This is a genomic window from Dyadobacter sp. BE31 (assembly GCF_031457695.1).
GTDB lineage: Bacteria > Bacteroidota > Bacteroidia > Cytophagales > Spirosomataceae > Dyadobacter.
The window spans coordinates 209,064-229,402 of the sequence record NZ_JAVDXA010000005.1 but is presented as its reverse complement, the minus strand read 5'-3'; the positions used below and the strand labels follow the sequence as shown (position 1 = coordinate 229,402).

Genomic DNA, 20,339 nt, shown 5'->3' with positions numbered 1-20,339 from the left:
ACGGAGGAGAGGAAAAAGGAAAATATATCAAAGCAAAATAGGCCATTCCGTGACTGGATGGCCTATTTCTGTTTAAGGCTATATCGATACTAAAATCTTGACAACACTTTCTCCGAAACCGTTTGCCCGATGGAGAGCGATGATGTAGCGGCAGGCGAAGGCGCATTGCAGACGTTAATGGCCGTTTTGTTTTCAATGATCGAGAAATCATCCAGCAACCCGCCGTCGTAGTCGCACGCCTGTGCGCGTACGCCCGAGCCGCCGGGAATGAGGTCGTCGCTCTGGATTTCAGGGATGAGGCCTTGTAATGCTTTCGTAAATGCGGCTTTCGAAAATGAGCGGTAATATTCGCCCAACCCGGTGCGCCAGTATTTCATCGCTACTTTCTGAAAGCCCGGCCAAGAGAGCGATTCAAGCATTTCGGGCACGTTAATGTCCAGCTTTTTATAACCTTCTCTTTTGAATGCAAATACCGCGTTCGGCCCCGCCTCGATGCCGCCTTCGATCATACGCGTGAAATGCACGCCCAGGAAAGGGAAATTAGGATCAGGCACCGGGTAAATGAGGTTTTTAACCAGATAATGCTTCTCCGGCCGGATCTTGTAATATTCCCCGCGGAACGGGATAATGCGGACGTTGATATTCTCGGGCTGCGTGAGCTGCGCTACTTTATCGGAATAGAGCCCGGCGCAGTTTACGACGAGTTTGGTTTCGAATACCTTCCCGGTAGCGGTTACCACTTCCGAGTGCGTATTGCGGTTTTTCACGTCGGTCACTTTTTCACCGAAATGTACTTCGCCGTCCAGTTTCCGGAAACTCTCCGCGTATTTTTCACAAACCGTTTTATAATCGATAATGCCGGTGTAGGGAACCCAAATGCCTTCTAACCCCTTCACATGCGGCTCGATTTCCTTCATTTCGCCTTCCGAGATCATGCGGTTTTGGGTCAAGCCGTTCTGGTTTCCGCGCTCGAAGAGGTTACGCAACAATGGGCGCTGCTCCTCGGTGGTGGCCACCACTATTTTTCCGCACAAATCATACGCAACGCCTTCCCTCTCGCAGAAATCGATGAGCATCCGGTAGCCGCGGATGCAGTTTGTGGCTTTCAAACTCCCGGGTTTGTAGTACAATCCCGAGTGGATCACGCCGCTGTTGTGGCCGGTCTGGTGTTTGGCTACTTCATTTTCCTTTTCGAGCAGCAGCACTTTCAATGCAGGTTTCTGCTCCTTAATGCGGAGGGCTGTTGCGAGGCCTACAATGCCGCCGCCTATGATGGTAATGTCGTACATATATGCTAATACTAATTCCTTAATTAACCGGGGAAGGATATTTTCCCCATCGAAACGCCCGGCACGCCTTTCTTTTCGCCGAAATACACCGCCTCGCCTGCTACCGCCTCGTTCGCGAGAACGGCAAACAATACGGCCTCTTTCGCATCCCCCGCAACGCCGAGCTCATCGATCAGACGGATATTTTGGCCCAATAACCTGCCAATCGCGTCCATTAATGCCGGGTTATGCGCACCACCTCCGCTTGCGTACACTTCAGATACTTCGGCGTTTTGCTTTGCGTTCGTTTCGCCGCTTCGCATTGAATTGCGGATCGCCTCCGAAATTGTTTCGGCGCTGAACTGCGTTAATGTCGCAATCAAATCTTCCGGTTTCACCGCATTGCGCCCCGAGAGCTGCATGGCATTTTGCACATAATCAACGCTGAATACCTCCGGGCCGGTGGTTTTCGGAAATGGCTGTTCAAAAAACGACGAGTCTTTGAGTGCATTCAGCAATGCTTCGTCGACTGCACCGCTCGCCGCAATGCGCCCATTCTCATCAAAAGGCTTCCCGAAATGCAAGCGTGCAAACGCGTCGATCAACGTATTTCCAGGGCCGGTATCGGTCGTGAAAACCCGTGAAGCATCGAGGTTCCCGGGCAGGAATGTGAAGTTGGCAATGCCGCCCATGTTCAGCAGAATGCGGTTTTCATTTTTTTGGGAAAACAAAAAATAATCGCCGTACACCGCCAGCGGCGCGCCTTCGCCGCCTGCCGCAATGTGTTTTTGCCTGAAATCACTGAGTGTGATAATGCCGGTTGTCACCGCAATATGGTCGCCGTCTCCGATTTGCAAGGTCGCATTGGGAAAGCCTGCAATGCCGTGCTGCTTTTGCGGAGCGTGAAAAACGGTTTGCCCGTGGCTCGCGATCAGGTCTACTTCCGAAGTATTAACACCCCATTCAACCAGGCATTCGAGGATCATCCGACCGTGTTGCAGGCCTATGAATGGATTGAGCAAAACCAGTTGCTGAAAATCGATCTGCCTCTTCGCGAAAATCTCCCGCACGGCATTCCTGAAATCCTCTTCATAAGGCACCGTTTTGAAATGCTCGACGCTCAAATGCGTCTCCGGCCCACTCCCTTCCGCGCGGCAAAGTGCCACATCCAGCCCGTCGAGCGAAGTGCCCGACATCAGCCCGATAATCCTGCGCGACGGCTTGCGGCTCAGCGCGTAAAGCTTTTCAACGTGTTCTTTCACAGATGGTATTGCTAAAAAACGGGCCAGCCTTTGAATGAGCTGGCCCGTAAGGATCCGTTGGAAACGCGGTTACCCGTTGTTTTCCGCTGCCGGCGGCGTTCCTTCCGGCTTCGGTCCGCCACCCGAAGGCTTCTGCCCTCTGTTACGGTTACGGTTGTTCCTGTTTCCTCCTTCGTTGTTATTTCTGTTACCTCCTTCGTTATTGCCCTTGTTGCGGGGCTCACCGCCGGGGTTACTGTTGTTACCTTTGTTTCTCGGTTCGCCTCCGGGATTGTTATTGGCCCGGTTACGCTGGCCTTCGTTCGGGTTATTACCTCTGTTACGAGGCTCTTCTCCTTGGTTGTTGCCTTTGTTCTGACGTTCCTCTCCCGGGTTGTTACCGCGGTTCCTGGCCTCGTTCCCCTGGTTATTACCCCGGTTTCGCTGCCCTTGATTCTGGTTCTGGTTATTCCCTTTATTCTGAGGCGCATTCCCGGTATTTTCCGCAGTAATGCTGTTTCCAGCCTCATTGCCTCCGCTCTCACCAGCGCTGTTTTCAGGGCCATTTCCGCGGTTTTTACCCGAACGGTTCTTCTTCTTTTTCTTTTTCTTTTGCTCGTCGCTGTACTTCTTGTCGAGGTTTTCCAGGTCGCTATTGAGCTTGCCCGCCAACTTGTCCGCACTTTTTTCAGGTTCCGGTGTCAGGATTTCGAGTGATTCGGGGATAATATCCTTTTTATTCAACTCAATGATTTCCAAAACCTTGTCGATCGGTACAGGATACCAGTTCGTGTCCTTATCAAACCCGAACCACATGATTTTCTTGAAGATATCCGTCTTCTGCAAGGTGGCTACGCCTTTCTTGGTTTTCAACGGCGCATCCACCGTCGGGATATCCCGCAATGCATCGATGTACGTTTCGAGCTCGTAATTCAGGCAGCATTTCAGCCTTCCGCACTGGCCCGACAGTTTCGCAGGGTTCAATGAAAGGTTCTGATAACGCGCCGCAGCAGTTGAAATATTCTTGAAATCGGTCAGCCAGGTCGAGCAGCAAAGTTCGCGCCCGCAGGAGCCTAACCCGCCTAAGCGGCTCGCTTCCTGCCGCAGACTGATCTGCCGCATTTCGATCCGCACTTTGAACTCCGAAGCCAGCATTTTGATCAGTTCCCGGAAATCCACCCGCTCTTCCGACGAATAGTAGAATGTCGTTTTGGTATTATCCGACTGGTATTCCACGTCCGAAAGCTTCATATTGAGCTTCATTTCCCGGATAATCTCGCGCGTACGGTAGAGCGTGGGCATTTCGCGCGCCATCGCCTGCGTGAACTTGTCGAGATCTTTTTCCGTCGCGATGCGGTAGATCACGTGCAGGTCGTCGTTGATCTGGACATTCTTGCGCTTCATCTGAAGGCGCACGAGTTCCCCCTGCAACGATACCGTTCCAATATGCTGGCCGGAAGCCATTTCACACACCACATAATCGCCTGTGATGAATTCCAGCTGATTTATATTCCGGAAATATTCCTTTCTGCCTCCTTTGAACTTGACTTCAACTACATCAAAACGCTGTCCCGCCGGCACGTCCATGTGACTGAGCCAATCGAAAACATTCATTTTATTGCATCCGCCAGTTCCGCAGCTTCCTTTACTTCCACATCCGGCGACGGCCGTACCGTTAGTACCGCAACCCCCGGATGAACATGATCCACATCCCATAATTACTCCGCTTCATCAATCGTTATAACGAATTAAATCCACGCCAATATCGTGCCGGAAATACTTTCCTTCGTATTGCACTGCCTGCGCAGCCCGCTGTGACTTGTGCACTGCGTTTTCGAGGGAATTGGCCAGGCCTGTAAGGGCCATTACCCGTCCTCCGTTCGTCACGACCTCGGCGTTTGCATTAAAAGTGGTACCTGCATGGAACACATGTACATCCTCCACTTTGTCTGTCCCCGAAATTACCTTCCCTTTTTCGTAGTCTTCGGGATAGCCGCCCGACACCACTACCGTCGTTACGGCTACCTGCGGTGAGATCTGCAAATCGAAATCTTGCAGGGTACCTTTGGCCGTCGATGCCATGAGCATCGCAAAATCCGACTGGATACGCGGGACTACTACTTCGGTTTCGGGATCGCCCATCCGGACGTTGTATTCAATCACATAAGGCTCGCCTTTGATGTTCATCAGACCGATGAAGATAAAGCCTACATATTTGATTCCTTCGCTTTGAAGACCGTGCAATGTAGGTTTCACCACCTTTTCCTCTACCTTTCGGATAAAGTTCGCGTCCGCAAACACGACGGGCGACACCGCCCCCATTCCACCCGTGTTCAGGCCCGTATCGTTCTCGCCGATACGCTTGTAATCCTTCGCTTCCGGGAGGATTTTGTAATGCTCACCATCAGTAAGCACAAAAACCGACAATTCTATCCCTTTCAGGAATTGTTCGATCACAACTTTGTTACCCGCCTTACCGAATTTGCCGTCCAGCAGCATTTCGCGGAACGCCTGTACGGCGTCGGAATGCTTTTCCGCGATGATCACGCCTTTGCCGGCAGCGAGGCCATCGGCTTTGAGCACGATCGGCAGCGAATGGTTTTCGAGGTATTCCAGTCCTACTTCCAGGTCTTCGGCAGTAAATGTGCGCGAAGCGGCGGTTGGAATGCCGTATTTATCCATAAACTGCTTCGAGAAGTCTTTACTTCCTTCGAGTTGCGCACCGGCTTTGTCAGGGCCGATAATCCGCACTTTCGAAAGGTCTTCCCGTGCATTGAAATAATCTACAACCCCATTTACCAGCGGTTCTTCGGGACCTACGATCACGAGTTCGATGTTATTTTCAATTACCGCGTTGGCAATGGAGTCAAAATCGTTGTAAGAAATGGATAGGTTCGTTGCTATGCCTGCTGTTCCGGCGTTTCCGGGAGCCATAAATAAGGTATCGCAAAGAGGGCTTTGGGCTATTTTCCAGGCAAAAGCGTGTTCTCTTCCGCCCGATCCCAAGATGAGTATGTTCATAACTGGTTTTAAAAATTCAAAAAATACTGATTGTCCGGCAAGTACTCCGGGGGTGCTAGTTGGCTAGTTCCGACAAAAACTTGATCCGCATCAGGCGCAATTCTTCTTCACTGACCTCCTCGCCCTCGAATTCGTTCAGCGCGGTGGCGATATTGTCGGTTTCGGCGGTCATAAAATAATCGTAAATATCCTGCTGTCGCTCGCGGTCGATCACCTGGTTGATGTAATAGTCCAGGTTGAGCTTCGTACCGGAGTAGCAAATGTGTTCCACTTCTTCGATCACATCGGCCAATGCGAGGTCCTTCACTTCGGCAATCTCGTCCAGACTTACCTTCCTGTCGACCTGCTGGATGATGAAAATCTTGATTTTGGATTTGTTAACCGTGGATTTGATCACCACATCTTTCGCCGTCTCGATCTCGTTTTCTTCCACGTATCGTGAAATGAGTTCGATAAACGGCCGGCCGAACTTCTGCACCTTACCCATTCCGACGCCGTTAATCTGCGCCATTTCCTGCTGGGTGGTAGGATAAGTAGTGGCCATTTCTTCCATCGAAGGATCCTGGAAGATCACATACGGCGGCAGGTTTTTCTCCTTCGCCACCTTTTTACGCAGGGCTTTCAGCATTCCGAGCAATGCCTCGTCGTAAGCATGCGCGCTGCCATTTCCGTTCACGGCTTCCTTATCGTCGTCCTCTGGTTTCACTTCCTCTTCATCAAAGTTGTGGTCCTTCTGAAGTGTGATTGGGTAAGGATCGTTCAGGTATTTGGCACCTTTTTCGCCCAGCCTGATCACTCCGTAATTCTCAATGTCCTTTTCGAGGTAGTTCAGGATCACAAGCTGGCGAATGGCCGACACCCAGTAATCACGCGACTCATTCAGTTCCAATCCCTTGCCAAAAACTTCCAGCTGGTCGTGCTCGTAGCTTTTTACGTACTGGTTGTCGGTGGCGGTGAGCAAATCGGCGATATGGTCGGCGTCGAAACGCTGCTCGGTCAGCGCTACCGATTTGAGGATCAAAATCACGTCCTCCTGTACCTTGATCTTCTCCGTGGGCTTGTTACAGTTGTCGCAGTACCCGCAATCTTTTTCGAGATACTCGCCGAAATAGCTCAGCAGCTGCCGCCGCCGGCACACGCCCAATGTCGAGTACGCCACCATTTCGTTCAGCAAATGGCGTGCATTGTCGCGCTCGGTAACGGTTTTGTCCTTGTTGAACTTTTCGAGCTTCTGAATATCGTCGTAGCTGTAAAACATCAGGCAGTTGCCTTCCAGCCCGTCGCGGCCTGCGCGGCCCGTTTCCTGGTAATAGCCTTCAAGTGACTTCGGCACATCGTAGTGGATCACGAAGCGCACATCCGGCTTGTCGATACCCATTCCGAATGCGATCGTCGCCACGATCACATCGCACTCCTCGTTCAGGAACGCGTCCTGGTTCGCCATGCGCGTATTGGCGTCGAGGCCCGCGTGATACGGTAATGCACGTACGTCGTTGACATTCAAAAGCTCCGCGACTTCCTCCACCGTTTTACGGCTCAGGCAGTACACAATGCCCGATTTGCCCTTGTTGTTTCGGATATAGCGGATAAGCTGCTTCTTAATGTCCTTCTTCGGACGGATTTCGTAATAAAGGTTTTTGCGGTTAAAAGAAGATTTAAACGTCTCGGCCTCTTCCATTTGCAGGTTTTTACGGATATCCTGCTGCACTTTCGGAGTGGCAGTGGCCGTGAGCGCAATGATGGGCAGTTTGCCGATATTCTCGATAATGCCGTAAATGCGGCGGTATTCGGGGCGAAAATCGTGGCCCCATTCCGAAATACAGTGGGCCTCGTCGATGGCTACGAACGAGATCTTTACTTTTTTGAGAAAATCGAGATTATCTTCTTTGGTGAGCGATTCAGGGGCAATGTAAAGTAGTTTGAGGCTTCCGTCGAGCGCGTCGGTTTTGACGCGTGTCATTTCGGCTTTGGTAAGCGTTGAATTCAGGAATTGAGCATTGATACCGAACGCAGTAAGCTGGTCGACCTGGTTTTTCATCAAGGCGATCAGCGGGGAAATCACGATCGTCAGTCCGTCGCTGACAAGGGCAGGAAGCTGGTAGCAGAGAGACTTACCTGCGCCCGTAGGCATAATGACGAATGTATTTTTACCTAAAAGTATATTTTGTATGATAACTTCCTGATCTCCGCGGAATTGACTGTATCCAAATATTTCTTTAAGCTTCCCTTTTAATGTGTCTGTTACGACTTTATCAACCTGCTGTACCATACTCTGTTCACAAAATGGTTATTCCAAACTTCCCTATCTTTGCGCTTTGAAATAAATAATGACGTTTTTGTCTCTCTAAACTGTGTTTCAGATTTGAAATTAATAAAAAATATTCAGTCAACCGCAAAAGAAGTATTACGTCAGGAAGCAGAAGCTGTACGTAATCTGATTGAATTGATTGACGATGAATTTGAAAAATGCGTATATGCCATTTTACACTCCGGAGGGCGCGTTGTGGTCTCTGGCGTGGGTAAAAGCGCCATTGTAGGACAGAAGATTGTAGCCACCCTGAACTCCACGGGCACACCGGCATTATTTATGCACGCGGCCGACGCCATTCACGGCGATTTGGGCATGATCCAGGACAACGACGTGGTGATTGTGATCTCCAAAAGCGGCGATACGCCGGAGATCAAAGTACTTGTGCCCCTGCTGAAACGTACCGGCGTGCAGATGATCGCCATGGTGAGCAACAAGGACTCCTACCTGGCCAAAAACTGCATTCTCACGCTTCACGCACATGCGCCCGCAGAGGCAGACCCGCTCAACCTCGCGCCTACAACGAGCACATCCGTAACCATGGCGCTCGGCGACGCGCTCGCGATATGCCTGCTCGAAGCGCGCGGCTTCACACACGACGATTTCGCCCGGTACCATCCCGGCGGATCATTGGGCAAGCGGCTTTACCTCAAAGTCTGCGACATTTACCCGCATAATGCATTGCCGACTGTGAACGAGCAGGCTACTTTGCAGGAGGTAATTCTCGAAATGACTTCAAAACGGCTCGGAGCGACGGCGGTAGTGAGTGAAAATGGCCTGATGGCGGGTATTATTACCGATGGAGATTTACGCAGAATGCTGAAAACTTACGGCGCGGCAAGCTTGCTGGACTTGCACGCAAAGGATATTATGACCCAATCTCCGATTACGGTTTCGCCGGATGAATATGCGGTGAATGCTCTGGAGGTAATGCAGTCCAAAAGCATTACCCAAGTAGTAGTGGTGGAAGAAGGTAAAGCGCTGGGTTTCGTGCATTTGCACGATCTGCTGCGGGAGGGGTTGGTATAGCCCAGGCCCTTGCCAACCCAGGCCTCAAGGCCTGGGTTACGGTGCTGCCTATCTGAAGCGCTTGGACTGCTGCACTTCCCGCTCGTCCTTGCGGATGAAGCGATTCGCAAACACATTTGCGAGCATGGCGCCCACGAGTCCGTAGAAACCGATATCATATTTGCCGGTCAGTTCAGGATCGAAAAGCTTGGCTGTTTTGTAAAAAGTGAAATAGATCACCAGACCCATCGTAACGGTCATCAATATGGAGTTCACCGCGCACAATGCCGATTGCAGAATGCGGTTTTTGAACTGGAAGATCGCATAGGCAGCCACACCGGCTGTGAGAATGGCCAGCGCGACGAGGTAATATACCGGCTGAACATTGGATTGTACTTCGTTGATCTGGTGGTGCAGCCTCAGGGCCGTCAGATCGGCACTTTGTCCTCCCGCTAATGCTACTTTGGACCAGATCGGGAAGGCGAGGAAAATACCCATTCCAATGACGACCATAGCCAGGAAGATAGTTTGAATACGTTGTAACATGCTTTTTTAAGAGTTGTTCTTTTTCAAATTGAATGGCAAATTTAGGCAAAGACGCCATTTGCCGGAAATCGCATCAGGAAATCACTTCACCATAAAGGTCAAATTCCTCGGCGGAAGTCACTTTCACCTGTGCGAAATCACCCAACCGTACATACTGGCTCGCAGGCACGAGCACCTCATTGTCAACCTCGGGTGAATCGTACTCGGTACGACCGATGAAATAGCCGCCTTCCTTCCGGTCGAAAAGCACTTTGAAGGTCTTACCGATTTTCTCCTGGTTAAGCTCTGCCGAAATGCCTTGCTGCAATTCCATAATCGCATCTGCACGCTCTTGCTTCACTTCCGGGTCGATATCGTCCTCCATCGAGAACGAATGCGTATTGTCCTCGTGCGAGTATTGGAATGCACCCAGGCGGTCGAAACGCATTTTTTCAACGAACTCGTAGGTTTCATCGAACAGCTCTTCGGTTTCTCCCGGGTGGCCGACGATGAGTGTCGTACGCAATGCGATATCGGGCACTTTATCGCGGATCGAGTGGATGAGCGCTTCGGTTTTTTCGCGGGTAATGCCGCGGCGCATCAGTTTCAACATCTCCGTCGAGCCCGATTGCAGCGGCATATCGAGGTATTTGGCGATGTTGCTGCGCTCGTTCATCACATCCAGCACGTCCATTGGGAAACCCGCCGGGTAGGCATATTGCAGGCGGATCCAATCGATACCTTCCACATCGGAAAGGTTACGGAGCAGGTCCGAAAGGTTTCTTTTCTTGTAAATATCCAGGCCGTAGTAAGTCAGGTCCTGGGCAATGAGGATGAGCTCTTTGGTACCGCGTTTCGCAAGCGATTTCGCTTCTTTTACCAGCTCGTCGATCGGCCTCGACACGTGGCCTCCGCGCATAAGTGGGATCGCACAGAACGAACACGGGCGGTCGCAACCTTCGGCGATTTTCAGGTACGCATAATGCGCGGGCGTAGTGAGCAGGCGCTCGCCTACGAGCTCGTGTTTGTAATCGGCTTTGAGGGTTTTGAGCAGGCGGGGCAGCTCGTTAGTCCCGAACCAGGCGTCCACTGTCGGTATTTCAACCGCCAGTTCATCTTTATACCGATGCGAGAGACAGCCCGTCACATACACTTTGTCCACCATCCCGGCCGCTTTGGCATCAGCATAGCGCAAAATCGTGTTGATCGATTCCTCCTTCGCATTGTCGATAAATCCGCAGGTGTTGATCACTACAATCTGCGAATCATCCTTTTTCGACTCATGGTCCACCGCGAACCCGTTGCCTTTGAGCTGCGTGTACAGCACCTCCGAGTCGACCAGGTTTTTGGAACAACCCAGCGTCACGATATTGACTTTATTCTTAACTATTCCTTTGGTTTTCATTGAAATTGGCCGTAGGCTTTAAGCCATAAGCTGTATGCTTTTGAATTGATTAGCCGGCATTCTGCCTCAAAGTGACTGATAATGAACGGCGAAATGGGGTGCAAAGTTCGTGAAAAAATGAATAGGAAGTACTATCGGATGAAAGGAAACCTTTGTCTGACGTACTCTGTCGGGATCTTTTTGAAATACTCCACAATCACCCATTCGCCCCTTGTATAGTTGGGCACAACGAAATGATCTCCATTGGTCAGGTAGCATTTGGCATAACCGAAAGGCATTTTGTAATTACCGTTGTGATAAACTACTAATTTCTCGATGTCACCCTCTTTGAGTCGCAGCACCACTTCTTTAAATGTAATTTCGAGTTCGTGTGTTTCCGGAAACGTCTCAATTGTAATGTCTTTGGCATAAAACCAATGATCTAGTTCCAGTGCGAGAATCAGCAGTCCGGCTCCCAGAAAAAATACCGAGCCAATCAGCATCCCGATCCGCATCAATGTTTGGTAGTCAACTGTGTACGAGATATATCCAAACAGTGATATTTTGTATAAAAACACGCCGAAAACGAGTGAATAGAAAACAAACAAGTTATCCATTCTCACAAAATACCACCAGGCAGTCGTCTCGTAGAAGCGCGAAACCTTCATCGGTGAATTGGCCCCGATAGTATTCCGCGTGTACCGCAGTACTTTCCACATAAACCAGCCGAAAGGCACGAAAACAATCAAAAATGTGATCAACGTTTCCATGAAAAAAGGTATCCTGAGACGAGAATGTCATCAAGATACCTTTTTCAAATCTTATCAAAAGCAGCAATAGGCAAACGGTTACTTAACTCGATCAGCGGCTGCTATCCTATTTTCTTAAACAACGAATCCACAAACTCGCCGCGGTCGAAAACCTGCAAATCGTCCATTTTTTCGCCTACCCCGATGTATTTCACTGGGATTTTGAATTCGTCCGAAATACCGATCACGACGCCGCCTTTCGCGGTACCGTCGAGCTTGGTGATGGCTAATGCGGTAATGTCGGTCACCTTGGTGAATTCGCGCGCCTGGATCACAGCATTTTGGCCCGTACTGCCGTCGAGGACAAGCAATACTTCGTGCGGTGCATCCGGGATGATCTTTTGCATCACGCGCTTGATCTTCGAAAGCTCATTCATCAGATTCACCTTCGTATGGAGGCGGCCCGCAGTGTCAATAATGATCACATCCGCGCCGGTTTCGGTACCTTTTTTCAATGCGTCGAATGCCACGGCCGACGGGTCGGTGTTCATCCCGTGATCGATTACCGGCACATTTACGCGCTGGCCCCAGAGTTTCAGCTGGTCAACCGCCGCTGCACGGAAGGTATCTGCCGCACCGAGCACTACTTTGTGCCCGCGCTGATGAAACTGGTGAGCCAGCTTGCCGATCGTCGTCGTTTTGCCCACACCATTCACGCCCACTACCATAATCACGTAAGGTTTCGGCAAATGCTCGGTTTCGAAGCTGTCTTTAATATCGATCGATTTGTTCTCGGTCAGCAATGCAGCGATTTCCTCGCGCAGGATGCTGTCGAGCTCGGCCGTCGACGCATATTTATCCCTGGCTACACGCTCTTCGATGCGTTTGATGACCTTCACGGTCGTTTCCACACCCACATCGGAGCTTACCAGTATATCTTCCAGTTCATCGAGAACGTCCTCGTCGATGGTCGTTTTCCCCACGATGGCCCGTGAGAGCTTGCCAAAGAAGCTGTCCTTGCTTTTTTCGAGGCCCTTATCTAATGTTTCTTTTTTCTCCTTTGAAAAAAAGCCAAATAAACCCATAGTGCTGATTACATTGATGGCTCAAAAATAAAACAAAAAAGTCCCGGAAAGGGACTTTTTACAATTCAATATCAAAACCGAGGATAACCTTAGTTTTTCAATGCACCCTGTACGCCGTCCAGGGGAACGATTTCTTCTTTGAAGGTATAAGCTCCTGTTTTAGGAGATTTTACGGCTTTGATCACTTTCGCGAATGCTTTACCGCCTTCTTTTTTCAGGGTAGCAACTACTTTCTTTGCCATGTCTGTATATCAGTTAGAAGTTATTTTGTTAATGATTAACTGTTCCGTGCTTACCCAGTTATTGTTCAGCTTCACGTGACAGTTAACGGGTAACAAGACGAACTTACTTAATTTCTTTGTGGACTGTGTAACGTCTCAGGAAAGAGTTGAATTTCTTCAATTCCATACGGCCTGGCGTATTCTTCCGATTTTTTGTGGTCACGTAACGTGACATGCCTGGAACACCGCTTTCTTTTTGTTCAGTGCATTCCAAAATGACCTGTACTCTATTACCTTTCTTAGCCATTGCTTTACATCGTTTTACAAATAGGAGTGCAAAAGTAAAGACATTTTGCATTAATCGCAACAATTACAGACAAATAAACAAGAAATTTTCCTGAATTTGTTAAAAGCCACCTGCGGATAAGCGGTTGTCGGACAAGCGAATACAATTCGGTGTTTTCAAGAATTGTCCGAATTTCTGTTCGGAGCATGAAGGAAATCTAACGCAAACTTGCTTTCTTCGTGGTCGATTTGGTATCGCAACCTTAATCTGGCGAAAATTCTTAAAAATTAACACAATGACACTCAAAAAAAGCGCTTCTTTGGCTCTGATGGCCCTGGCAGTTTCTTTCTTCATCGGTTGTTCATCCAAAGAAGACCGTGACAAATATGATCAATGGTATGGCTCAGGAAGCAAGGCGCGGGAAGAATCTGCCCTGGTGAAGCTCCAAGCCGATAGAAAAGCAGCGGCTGAGCAGGCTACCGCGGCGGCAACAGAAAAAGCAGCAGCACCCGCAGCAGCACCGGCAGCCGGTGGTGATACAGCAGCAGCAGCTCCCGCAGCCGATGCACCCGCAGCGGCCCCTAAACGCAAACCTGTTCCTGCCGAGGTTTCCGCATTGTTGAACAAACATGCTTGTTTGGCATGCCACCAGGCTTACGACAAAGTAATCGGTCCGGCTTACGCAGAAGTTGCCAAGAAAAAATATACTGCTGACCAGATCGTAGACCTGGTTCACAATCCAAAACCGGAACACTGGCCTGGCTATCCTCCGATGGCTCCGTTGGCGCACGTTCCAAAAGCTGACATTATCGTAATCGCCAATTGGATCAACTCGCTCTGATCCCTGGCAAAACCGGCTATATTCCATAAAATACGGGTCGTTCATGCTATGGACGGCCCGTATTTGTATCTTTGCGAAAGCATTAGTAATATAATATGAGTCAAACCGCAATTCACCCCGCTGACGTTACCGATGAACTTCTGGCCGCTTATGAAACCGTAATCGGGCTCGAAGTACATTGCCAGCTTCTGACGGAATCCAAGCTGTTTACCCGCGATTTCAACATTTTCGGCACTGAGCCCAACACCAATATCGGTCCGCTGACGATCGCATTGCCCGGAACTCTGCCCAAAGTCAATAAAAAAGCTGTCGAATACGCCATCCGCCTCGGCATTGCCTGCGGATGCTCCATTAGTAAAAGGACTATTTTCGACCGCAAAAATTACTTCTACCCCGATCTTCCGAAAGGTTACCAGATCTCGCAGGACAAAAAACCGATCTGCGAGCAAGGCGGCGTGCATATTTCCTTTAAACACGACGGTAAGTTCACCGAGAAAACCATCCGCTTCCACCATATCCATTTGGAAGAAGACGCAGGAAAATCGGTGCACGACGGCAGCCATACCGAGACAATGCTTGATTATAACCGCGCCGGAACACCGCTGGTAGAGATGGTTTCCGAGCCGGATTTGCGTTCGGCAGAGGAAACGGGCGCATTTGTGACAGAAATCCGCCGCTTGGTGCGCTACCTGGGCATCAGCGACGGTAATATGGAAGAAGGTTCCCTGCGCGCGGACGTGAACGTGTCCCTGCGCAAGAAGGGCGCGGCAGAATATGGTACGAAAGTCGAGATCAAGAACATGAACTCGATCCGCAATATGATGCGCGCCATTGCTTACGAGGAACGTCGCCAGGCTGCCATGCTCGAAAACGGCGAGGTGATTCAGCAGGAAACGCGGATGTTCGACGTGGAAAGCGGACAGACTTACGGAATGCGCGTGAAGGAAACGATGAACGACTACCGCTACTTCCCGGATCCCGATCTGAGCCCGGTAGTGGTTTCGGACGAATGGCTGGAAAGCATCAAGGCGAGTATGCCTGCGTTGCCGCACGAGCTTCGCGAGAAATTTGTGACCCAATATGGTATCCCGGCCTACGACGCCGCGGTACTGACCGATACCCGCGAACTGGCCGAGTATTTCGAGGCAGTTTGTGCCAAAACAACGCATTTCAAAACCGCATCCAACTGGCTGATGGGCCCTGTGAAATCGTATCTGAACGATCACCATGGCGACATCGCGCATTTCCCGATCAGCGCCGGAAACCTTGCGGCTTTGATCGAGCTGAACGAATCGGGTGCAGTGAGCCATTCGGTGGCTGCACAGAAGGTTTTCCCGGTCATGCTAGAAGAGCCTGATCGCGACCCGTCGGAGATCGCGTCTTCAAATAACTGGCTGCAAAACAGCAATACAAACGAGCTTGAAACGTTGGTAGATGAGGTAATCGGCGCAATGCCCGACAAGGTTGCCGCTTATAGAAAAGGTAAAAAAGGATTGATGGGATTGTTCGTCGGCGAAGTGATGAAAAAATCGAACGGAGCTGCCGATCCCAAACTTGTGAACCAGCTACTGGCGCAAAAGTTATAGATCACACATTCGACAATCAGTTATAGAAGATCATGAAGGCATTTATCAAACAGAGTGCATTGGTTTTGGGTGGCGCGTTACTGAGCTTCCAGGCCCTGGCGCAGATTGAACCGAAAGGCTTTACCATTAATGGAAAGGTTAAAAGCGGTTCCAAAGGCGAGAAAGTCATTCTGTCACAATCCACCGCAGCCGGATCTTCCGTTAAACTCGATTCCACATTACTAGGCGCCGACGGTAGCTTTACACTGAAAGGTGTAGATAAGGACCGTGGCAGCTTTTTTACAGTCAACATCGCCGACCGGCAGAAATTCCCCTTGCTCGTGGAGGGTGGGGAAACCTTCAATATCACCGCCGACGGTACCCAGCGCGACGATAAAGGCAATGGCGGAAAGGTAGCCATTACGGGCTCCAAAAACATGGAGTACTACGCCAAAATCGACCAGCTGATGCAGGCATTCTCGGCGAAAGTGACCGGCTGGAATGAACAATACGCAGCAGCAGAAGAGAAAAAAGACGCTAAAAAAATTCAGGAGATACAACAGGCCTACCAAGCGGCAGAAAAAGAAAGAGTAACTGCATTGCGCCAGATGATCCCGGAAATGGGCACATCGCTGATCGCACTTTTTGCTGCAAACAACTTCCTCACGCCCGAAAACGACCTCGATGTTCTGAAGAAGCTGGCCGACGATTATTCCAAAGTAGAGCCTGTGCCTACTTTGGCAAAAGGCTTTATTGGTTCGGTCAAAAGAATGGCAGGACTGGCTGTCGGCGAAGTAGCTCCCGATTTCACCCTCAACAGCCCCGAAGGAAAACAGATCGCATTGTCGTCGTTGCGCGGCAAATATGTGCTGATCGACTTCTGGGCATCGTGGTGCGGGCCTTGCCGGATGGAGAACCCGAACGTGGTACGCATGTACGGCAAGTTCAAGGACAAAGGCTTCGATATCTTCGGCGTGTCGCTGGACGATAACGAAAAAGCCTGGAAAACAGCCATCGAACGCGATAAGCTGACCTGGCTGCACGGTTCTGAGTTGAAGAAATGGAACTCCGGCGTGGCACAGACTTACGGTGTGAATGCGATCCCGGCCACGTTCCTACTCGATAAAGAAGGCAAGATCATTGCAAAAAACCTCCGCGGCGCGGCGCTTGAAACCAAGCTGACCGAGCTGCTGGGAGCTCAGTAATACACTTTTTGGTTTATAAATAATAAAATCCGCAGAGTTGATCCTGCGGATTTTTTGCGTTTTTAGAAGTTCATGAGTTTAGAGTTTAGAGTTTATGAGTTTAAAAAACGCTCTGAACTCATATACTCTAAACTTATAGACTCATAAACCCTCGTCGAGCTGATAATGAAATAGCAGCGGATCGGAGTATTTGAATTCGTATTGATAGGTTTTCGAAAACTTATCCCCTGAAATCAATTTAAATGGAGGATGCTCCTCCGGCATTTTGAATGTAGGCGCTTCCCAGCCGAACTGCGCGCAGGAATCGACATACACTTCGCTCCGTGTCGGGTGGAAAGGGGCGGTGATATTGAATGTCTCGTTTCTAATCCCCTGCCTGATAACCGCGAGAATAATGCCCACCGCATCGTCGCGGTGAATGTAGTTCACGGGAATATCGCCCGTTGTCATTTCTTTTTGACCCTGCACATATTTTCCGGGAATGCGGTTGTAGCCGAGCAGGCCGCTTAATCGCAGGATAGTGACCGTTTTTTTCGGCCTTAATGCGGCTATTGCATTCTCCGCGGCCACCATTTCGGGTTGGGCTGAATGTTCGGGCAGTTGCACATCCGATTCTACGGCTGTCTGGCTCAGGTCGCGGTAAACGCCGGTGGAGCTTACAAAAACCACCTCTTTTGCCGGCGACTGGCGGATTGCCTCGGCTACCATCCGCATTTGCGCCGAGTAGTTACCGGCCACATTCTGCGACATACGTGGTGGAATGGAGATCACCATCACGTCCGAGTCGAAAAACGGTTCCGAAATGCTTGCGTCCAGACCCGCTTCCGGGTTCAATGGGAGTAAGTAACCGTCGATTCCGGCGGCGGCAAATTGGTCGAGTTTATGCTCCGATGTAGTGCTGCCCTTTACCTGCGATGTAATACCGCTGCCCAGTAACCGTTTAGCTAATGGAAACCCCAGCCAGCCGCAGCCCAGGATGCTTATGCGTTTTTTTTCTACTTTTGAAACTTGTTCCGACATATATTCTCTCCGCCAAATGGTTTATTTCAGGTCCTTATTGTGCATTCTGTTAGTAGCTTTCTTCCAATTTTCGTGTAAAACCGACCAGCGCAAGGAGGCGGACACCAGCAATATCCAGGTTGAACTGGTCTCCAAAAATCTCGACGAGGAGCTGTTCTCCTGCAAATCAGTGGAAGATGTACAAAAGTTCCTCGACAGTCATCCCTATCTTGGCAAAGGCTATTTTACGGACGCCCCCGTCGAGCCTGCAAAACTGGCGGCACATTTGTTTACAATCCTGCAAAACCCCGATTTACAGGCATTCCGCGCGCAACTCGATTCGATTATCGGCGACCGGAAAACCCGTATCCTGAACCCACTGACCAATGCATTCAAGCAAATTAAATACCATTATCCCCAATTCAGAATCCCTGAGGTAGATTTTATCGTTACCGGTTTCACCGGCAACGACCTTTATATTTCCGATTCGCTGATCGTTATCGGCCTCGATTATTTTGGCGGCCCTGCTGCGCGTTACCGGCCCAACGTATATGATTATCAGCTCCGCCGTTACCAGCGCGAGTACATTGTGCCGTCGATCATTTTCTTTGAATCCAATCAATTCAATTTCATGAATGTCGGCGACCAGACGTTGCTATCGGATATGATCGGTTACGGGAAAGGTTATGAGTTTGTGAAACAAATAATGCCGCAAACCCCGGACAGCCTCATTATCGGCTATTCGGAGGATGATCTGAGAAGGACTTACAACAGCCAAACGGATATCTGGGCATACTTCATTTCCAGCAAGCTGCTGTACGAAAAAAGCGACCTGAAAAAGCGCAAATTCATCGACGATCGCCCATTTACCACCGAAATCGGCAACAAAGTGCCGGGCGCCATCGGCCGATGGGTCGGCTGGCGGATCGTGAGCCGCTTTTTAGCCGAAAATCCCAACACAAAGCTCACTGATCTCATGGCGATTGATAATGCCGGCCGAATTTTGCAGGAATCGGGATATAAGGGACAGACAGACGAAGATGAGTAAGTTTTTTACTTACTTTTGCGTCAAACCATTGTTCAGATAGCATTTAATGCCTTTTACGCTCATCATTTTCCTCCTGCTCGTCCCCGGCTTTGTCGTGATCGGTGTGTATCTGGAACGGAAGGTTTCGGCTTTTATTCAGGACCGCCTCGGGCCTATGGAAGTTGGGAAATGGGGGTTGTTGCAGCTCTTCGCCGATTTGCTCAAACTACTTCAAAAAGAGGACATTGTACCCAAAGCCGCCGACCGGCGACTATTTCTGATCGCTCCGTTCGTCATTTTCATATCTGTTTTTGCAGGATTCGCCGTGGTTCCGCTCGCACCCGAGCTCGCGGGATCGGGCGCGGCCGTGGGGGTGTTTTTCCTGCTTACGATCGTTTCTGTGGACGTGATCGGGCTGCTTATGGCCGGGTGGGGTTCCAATAACAAATTTGCATTGTATGGCGCGATGCGCGCGGTGGCGCAGATCGTCTCCTACGAAATCCCGCTGGGCCTTTCCATTCTCTGTGTGGTCATGCTCACGCAGACGCTCGATTTACAGGTTATCAGCTACCAGCAAGGCATTTACTCGCCCGAAACTATATATCTCTTCGGTATGCGCGAATTCGGAATCGATGTGAGCGGTGTGGGCGGGTTCCTAACCTGGAATATTGTGCGCAATCCATTTCTGCTGATTGCCTATGTGGTCTTCTTCATTGCTTCACTGGCCGAATGTAACCGCGCACCTTTCGACCTTCCCGAAGGTGAATCGGAGTTGGTGGCTGGTTTTCACACCGAATATTCCGGGATGCGCTGGGCGCTGTTCATGCTGTCGGAATACGGCATGATGCTGCTGGTTTCGTTACTAGGGGCGATTTTGTTCCTCGGAAGCTGGAACACGCCGTTGCCCAACATTGGCCCGGTGAAACTGGCGGATTGGACCAGCGGTGAACCGGGAACGTGGTTCGGCTACGTGACGGGGATTTTCTGGCTGCTATCGAAGGCTTTGTTCGGCATCCTGATCCAGATGTGGGCGCGCTGGACGCTCCCGCGCCTGCGCGTAGACCAGCTCATGTACCTGGGCTGGAAGGTACTCACGCCCGTGGGACTTGTATTATTCTTTATTTCAGGAGTTTGGCGCCTGATCGGCATCTGATCATTTGACGATCTCTGCGCCGTCCAGAATGTAATTCATCTGGTAAATATCATCGGCATTGAGTTTCAATGTGCCGGTGAAAGTGAGGCGCTCATCGGTTTTGAACTTCTTCCCGTCCTTTTTCTTAAAATTCAAAGTCATCACCGTTTCGGGGCCCGCTCCTCCGCAGAAAAAACACGCGCTGAACGGAAATGCGGAAAGCACGTACAAATTGGCTTCCAGATCAACCGGAAGGATGTAACCTGTAATTGAAACCTGCTGGTTTTTCAGCTTCTGCACGCTCGGTCCGAATGTCGGGTGTAGCATGTAGATCGACTCTTCGGCATACCATTTCTTTTTAAAAGTAACATCCCGCAGGGTTTCCCAGGTCAGTTTCACCGGTTCAACCGCCGGTTTGAAAGCAAACAATGAAACGATGCAGAAAAACAATATGCTGATTTTGACAGATTTCAT

19 protein-coding genes are annotated in these 20,339 nt (G+C 50.2%); 6 read left to right on the top strand and 13 right to left on the bottom strand.

The annotated features are described in order from the left end of the window. Positions 1-89: 89 nt before the first annotated feature. The 5 genes from lhgO to recQ all read right to left on the bottom strand — a co-directional run bounded on the left by lhgO (position 90) and on the right by recQ (position 7,799). On the bottom strand, positions 90-1,289 hold the full coding sequence (gene lhgO / locus J2Y43_RS24230) for an L-2-hydroxyglutarate oxidase (protein ID WP_309988433.1): 1,200 nt from the start codon (positions 1,287-1,289) through the stop codon (positions 90-92). Positions 1,290-1,312: 23 nt separating this feature from the next. Then, positions 1,313-2,530, bottom strand: a complete 1,218-nt coding sequence (locus tag J2Y43_RS24225) for an anhydro-N-acetylmuramic acid kinase (protein ID WP_309988435.1) — start codon at positions 2,528-2,530, stop codon at positions 1,313-1,315. 69 nt (positions 2,531-2,599) lie between these two features. Beyond that, positions 2,600-4,123, bottom strand: coding sequence for a regulatory iron-sulfur-containing complex subunit RicT (locus J2Y43_RS24220; protein WP_309988438.1), 1,524 nt, complete (start codon positions 4,121-4,123; stop codon positions 2,600-2,602). A 117-nt stretch (positions 4,124-4,240) separates the two neighbouring features. Next, a complete protein-coding gene (purD, locus tag J2Y43_RS24215; RefSeq protein ID WP_309988442.1) occupies positions 4,241-5,530 on the bottom strand; it encodes a phosphoribosylamine--glycine ligase in 1,290 nt (429 codons plus the stop codon). A gap of 55 nt (positions 5,531-5,585) precedes the next feature. Beyond that, positions 5,586-7,799 (bottom strand): DNA helicase RecQ, encoded by a 2,214-nt coding sequence (gene recQ / locus J2Y43_RS24210; protein WP_291201110.1) that lies wholly within the window; start codon positions 7,797-7,799, stop codon positions 5,586-5,588. Between the two features lie 93 nt (positions 7,800-7,892). Between recQ and J2Y43_RS24205 the strand changes: the two genes are divergently transcribed. Next, positions 7,893-8,867, top strand: a complete 975-nt coding sequence (locus J2Y43_RS24205; protein WP_309988446.1) for a KpsF/GutQ family sugar-phosphate isomerase — start codon at positions 7,893-7,895, stop codon at positions 8,865-8,867. A 48-nt stretch (positions 8,868-8,915) separates the two neighbouring features. On the opposite strand, the gene J2Y43_RS24200 is transcribed toward J2Y43_RS24205, so the two are convergent. The 6 genes from J2Y43_RS24200 to rpmG form a co-directional block, all read right to left on the bottom strand. Next, positions 8,916-9,392 carry a DUF4293 domain-containing protein gene (locus J2Y43_RS24200; RefSeq protein WP_309988449.1) on the bottom strand — a complete coding sequence of 159 codons (477 nt, stop codon included), beginning with the start codon at positions 9,390-9,392 and terminating at the stop codon, positions 8,916-8,918. 73 nt (positions 9,393-9,465) lie between these two features. Then, positions 9,466-10,776, bottom strand: coding sequence for a 30S ribosomal protein S12 methylthiotransferase RimO (gene rimO / locus J2Y43_RS24195; protein WP_309988454.1), 1,311 nt, complete (start codon positions 10,774-10,776; stop codon positions 9,466-9,468). 131 nt (positions 10,777-10,907) lie between these two features. Beyond that, positions 10,908-11,525, bottom strand: a complete 618-nt coding sequence (locus tag J2Y43_RS24190) for a hypothetical protein (protein ID WP_309988458.1) — start codon at positions 11,523-11,525, stop codon at positions 10,908-10,910. A 101-nt stretch (positions 11,526-11,626) separates the two neighbouring features. Then, the gene (ftsY, locus tag J2Y43_RS24185; protein ID WP_309988460.1) at positions 11,627-12,589 is read right to left on the bottom strand and encodes a signal recognition particle-docking protein FtsY; all 963 of its coding nucleotides are present in this window, start codon (positions 12,587-12,589) and stop codon (positions 11,627-11,629) included. Between the two features lie 89 nt (positions 12,590-12,678). After that, positions 12,679-12,831 carry a DUF4295 domain-containing protein gene (locus J2Y43_RS24180; RefSeq protein WP_015813059.1) on the bottom strand — a complete coding sequence of 51 codons (153 nt, stop codon included), beginning with the start codon at positions 12,829-12,831 and terminating at the stop codon, positions 12,679-12,681. A gap of 103 nt (positions 12,832-12,934) precedes the next feature. Continuing rightward, the gene (rpmG, locus tag J2Y43_RS24175; protein WP_019944752.1) at positions 12,935-13,117 is read right to left on the bottom strand and encodes a 50S ribosomal protein L33; all 183 of its coding nucleotides are present in this window, start codon (positions 13,115-13,117) and stop codon (positions 12,935-12,937) included. A gap of 274 nt (positions 13,118-13,391) precedes the next feature. Between rpmG and J2Y43_RS24170 the strand changes: the two genes are divergently transcribed. The 3 genes from J2Y43_RS24170 (at position 13,392) to J2Y43_RS24160 (ending at position 16,707) form a co-directional block, all read left to right on the top strand. Beyond that, positions 13,392-13,937: a hypothetical protein gene (locus J2Y43_RS24170; RefSeq protein ID WP_309988476.1), complete on the top strand. Its 546-nt coding sequence runs from the start codon at positions 13,392-13,394 to the stop codon at positions 13,935-13,937. Between the two features lie 95 nt (positions 13,938-14,032). Then, entirely contained in the window at positions 14,033-15,523 is a 1,491-nt protein-coding gene (gene gatB / locus J2Y43_RS24165; RefSeq protein WP_309988479.1) for an Asp-tRNA(Asn)/Glu-tRNA(Gln) amidotransferase subunit GatB, read from the top strand. A gap of 32 nt (positions 15,524-15,555) precedes the next feature. Continuing rightward, positions 15,556-16,707: a TlpA disulfide reductase family protein gene (locus tag J2Y43_RS24160; RefSeq protein ID WP_309988482.1), complete on the top strand. Its 1,152-nt coding sequence runs from the start codon at positions 15,556-15,558 to the stop codon at positions 16,705-16,707. 141 nt (positions 16,708-16,848) lie between these two features. On the opposite strand, the gene J2Y43_RS24155 is transcribed toward J2Y43_RS24160, so the two are convergent. Continuing rightward, complete coding sequence (locus J2Y43_RS24155; RefSeq protein WP_309988485.1) at positions 16,849-17,727, bottom strand: NAD(P)-binding domain-containing protein; 879 nt, start codon at positions 17,725-17,727, stop codon at positions 16,849-16,851. Positions 17,728-17,743: 16 nt separating this feature from the next. Between J2Y43_RS24155 and J2Y43_RS24150 the strand changes: the two genes are divergently transcribed. Beyond that, positions 17,744-18,754, top strand: a complete 1,011-nt coding sequence (locus J2Y43_RS24150) for a gliding motility protein (protein WP_309988487.1) — start codon at positions 17,744-17,746, stop codon at positions 18,752-18,754. 46 nt (positions 18,755-18,800) lie between these two features. After that, positions 18,801-19,886: a complex I subunit 1 family protein gene (locus J2Y43_RS24145; RefSeq protein WP_309988489.1), complete on the top strand. Its 1,086-nt coding sequence runs from the start codon at positions 18,801-18,803 to the stop codon at positions 19,884-19,886. Here the strand turns inward: J2Y43_RS24145 and J2Y43_RS24140 are convergent, their stop codons facing one another. Continuing rightward, entirely contained in the window at positions 19,887-20,339 is a 453-nt protein-coding gene (locus J2Y43_RS24140; RefSeq protein ID WP_106595729.1) for a DUF3299 domain-containing protein, read from the bottom strand.

Excerpts from the sequence above, each read along its gene's own strand:
- J2Y43_RS24200 (WP_309988449.1), bottom strand. The coding sequence starts at position 9,392 with ATGTTACAACGTATTCAAACTATCTTCCTGGCTATGGTCGTCATTGGA.
- J2Y43_RS24140 (WP_106595729.1), bottom strand. The coding sequence starts at position 20,339 with ATGAAATCTGTCAAAATCAGCATATTGTTTTTCTGCATCGTTTCATTG.
- lhgO (WP_309988433.1), bottom strand. The coding sequence starts at position 1,289 with ATGTACGACATTACCATCATAGGCGGCGGCATTGTAGGCCTCGCAACA.
- purD (WP_309988442.1), bottom strand. The coding sequence starts at position 5,530 with ATGAACATACTCATCTTGGGATCGGGCGGAAGAGAACACGCTTTTGCC.
- ftsY (WP_309988460.1), bottom strand. The coding sequence starts at position 12,589 with ATGGGTTTATTTGGCTTTTTTTCAAAGGAGAAAAAAGAAACATTAGAT.
- rimO (WP_309988454.1), bottom strand. The coding sequence starts at position 10,776 with ATGAAAACCAAAGGAATAGTTAAGAATAAAGTCAATATCGTGACGCTG.
- J2Y43_RS24145 (WP_309988489.1), top strand. The coding sequence starts at position 18,801 with ATGCCTTTTACGCTCATCATTTTCCTCCTGCTCGTCCCCGGCTTTGTC.
- J2Y43_RS24180 (WP_015813059.1), bottom strand. The coding sequence starts at position 12,831 with ATGGCAAAGAAAGTAGTTGCTACCCTGAAAAAAGAAGGCGGTAAAGCA.
- gatB (WP_309988479.1), top strand. The coding sequence starts at position 14,033 with ATGAGTCAAACCGCAATTCACCCCGCTGACGTTACCGATGAACTTCTG.
- J2Y43_RS24155 (WP_309988485.1), bottom strand. The coding sequence starts at position 17,727 with ATGTCGGAACAAGTTTCAAAAGTAGAAAAAAAACGCATAAGCATCCTG.
- J2Y43_RS24150 (WP_309988487.1), top strand. The coding sequence starts at position 17,744 with ATGGTTTATTTCAGGTCCTTATTGTGCATTCTGTTAGTAGCTTTCTTC.
- recQ (WP_291201110.1), bottom strand. The coding sequence starts at position 7,799 with ATGGTACAGCAGGTTGATAAAGTCGTAACAGACACATTAAAAGGGAAG.
- J2Y43_RS24170 (WP_309988476.1), top strand. The coding sequence starts at position 13,392 with ATGACACTCAAAAAAAGCGCTTCTTTGGCTCTGATGGCCCTGGCAGTT.
- J2Y43_RS24220 (WP_309988438.1), bottom strand. The coding sequence starts at position 4,123 with ATGAATGTTTTCGATTGGCTCAGTCACATGGACGTGCCGGCGGGACAG.
- rpmG (WP_019944752.1), bottom strand. The coding sequence starts at position 13,117 with ATGGCTAAGAAAGGTAATAGAGTACAGGTCATTTTGGAATGCACTGAA.
- J2Y43_RS24190 (WP_309988458.1), bottom strand. The coding sequence starts at position 11,525 with ATGGAAACGTTGATCACATTTTTGATTGTTTTCGTGCCTTTCGGCTGG.
- J2Y43_RS24160 (WP_309988482.1), top strand. The coding sequence starts at position 15,556 with ATGAAGGCATTTATCAAACAGAGTGCATTGGTTTTGGGTGGCGCGTTA.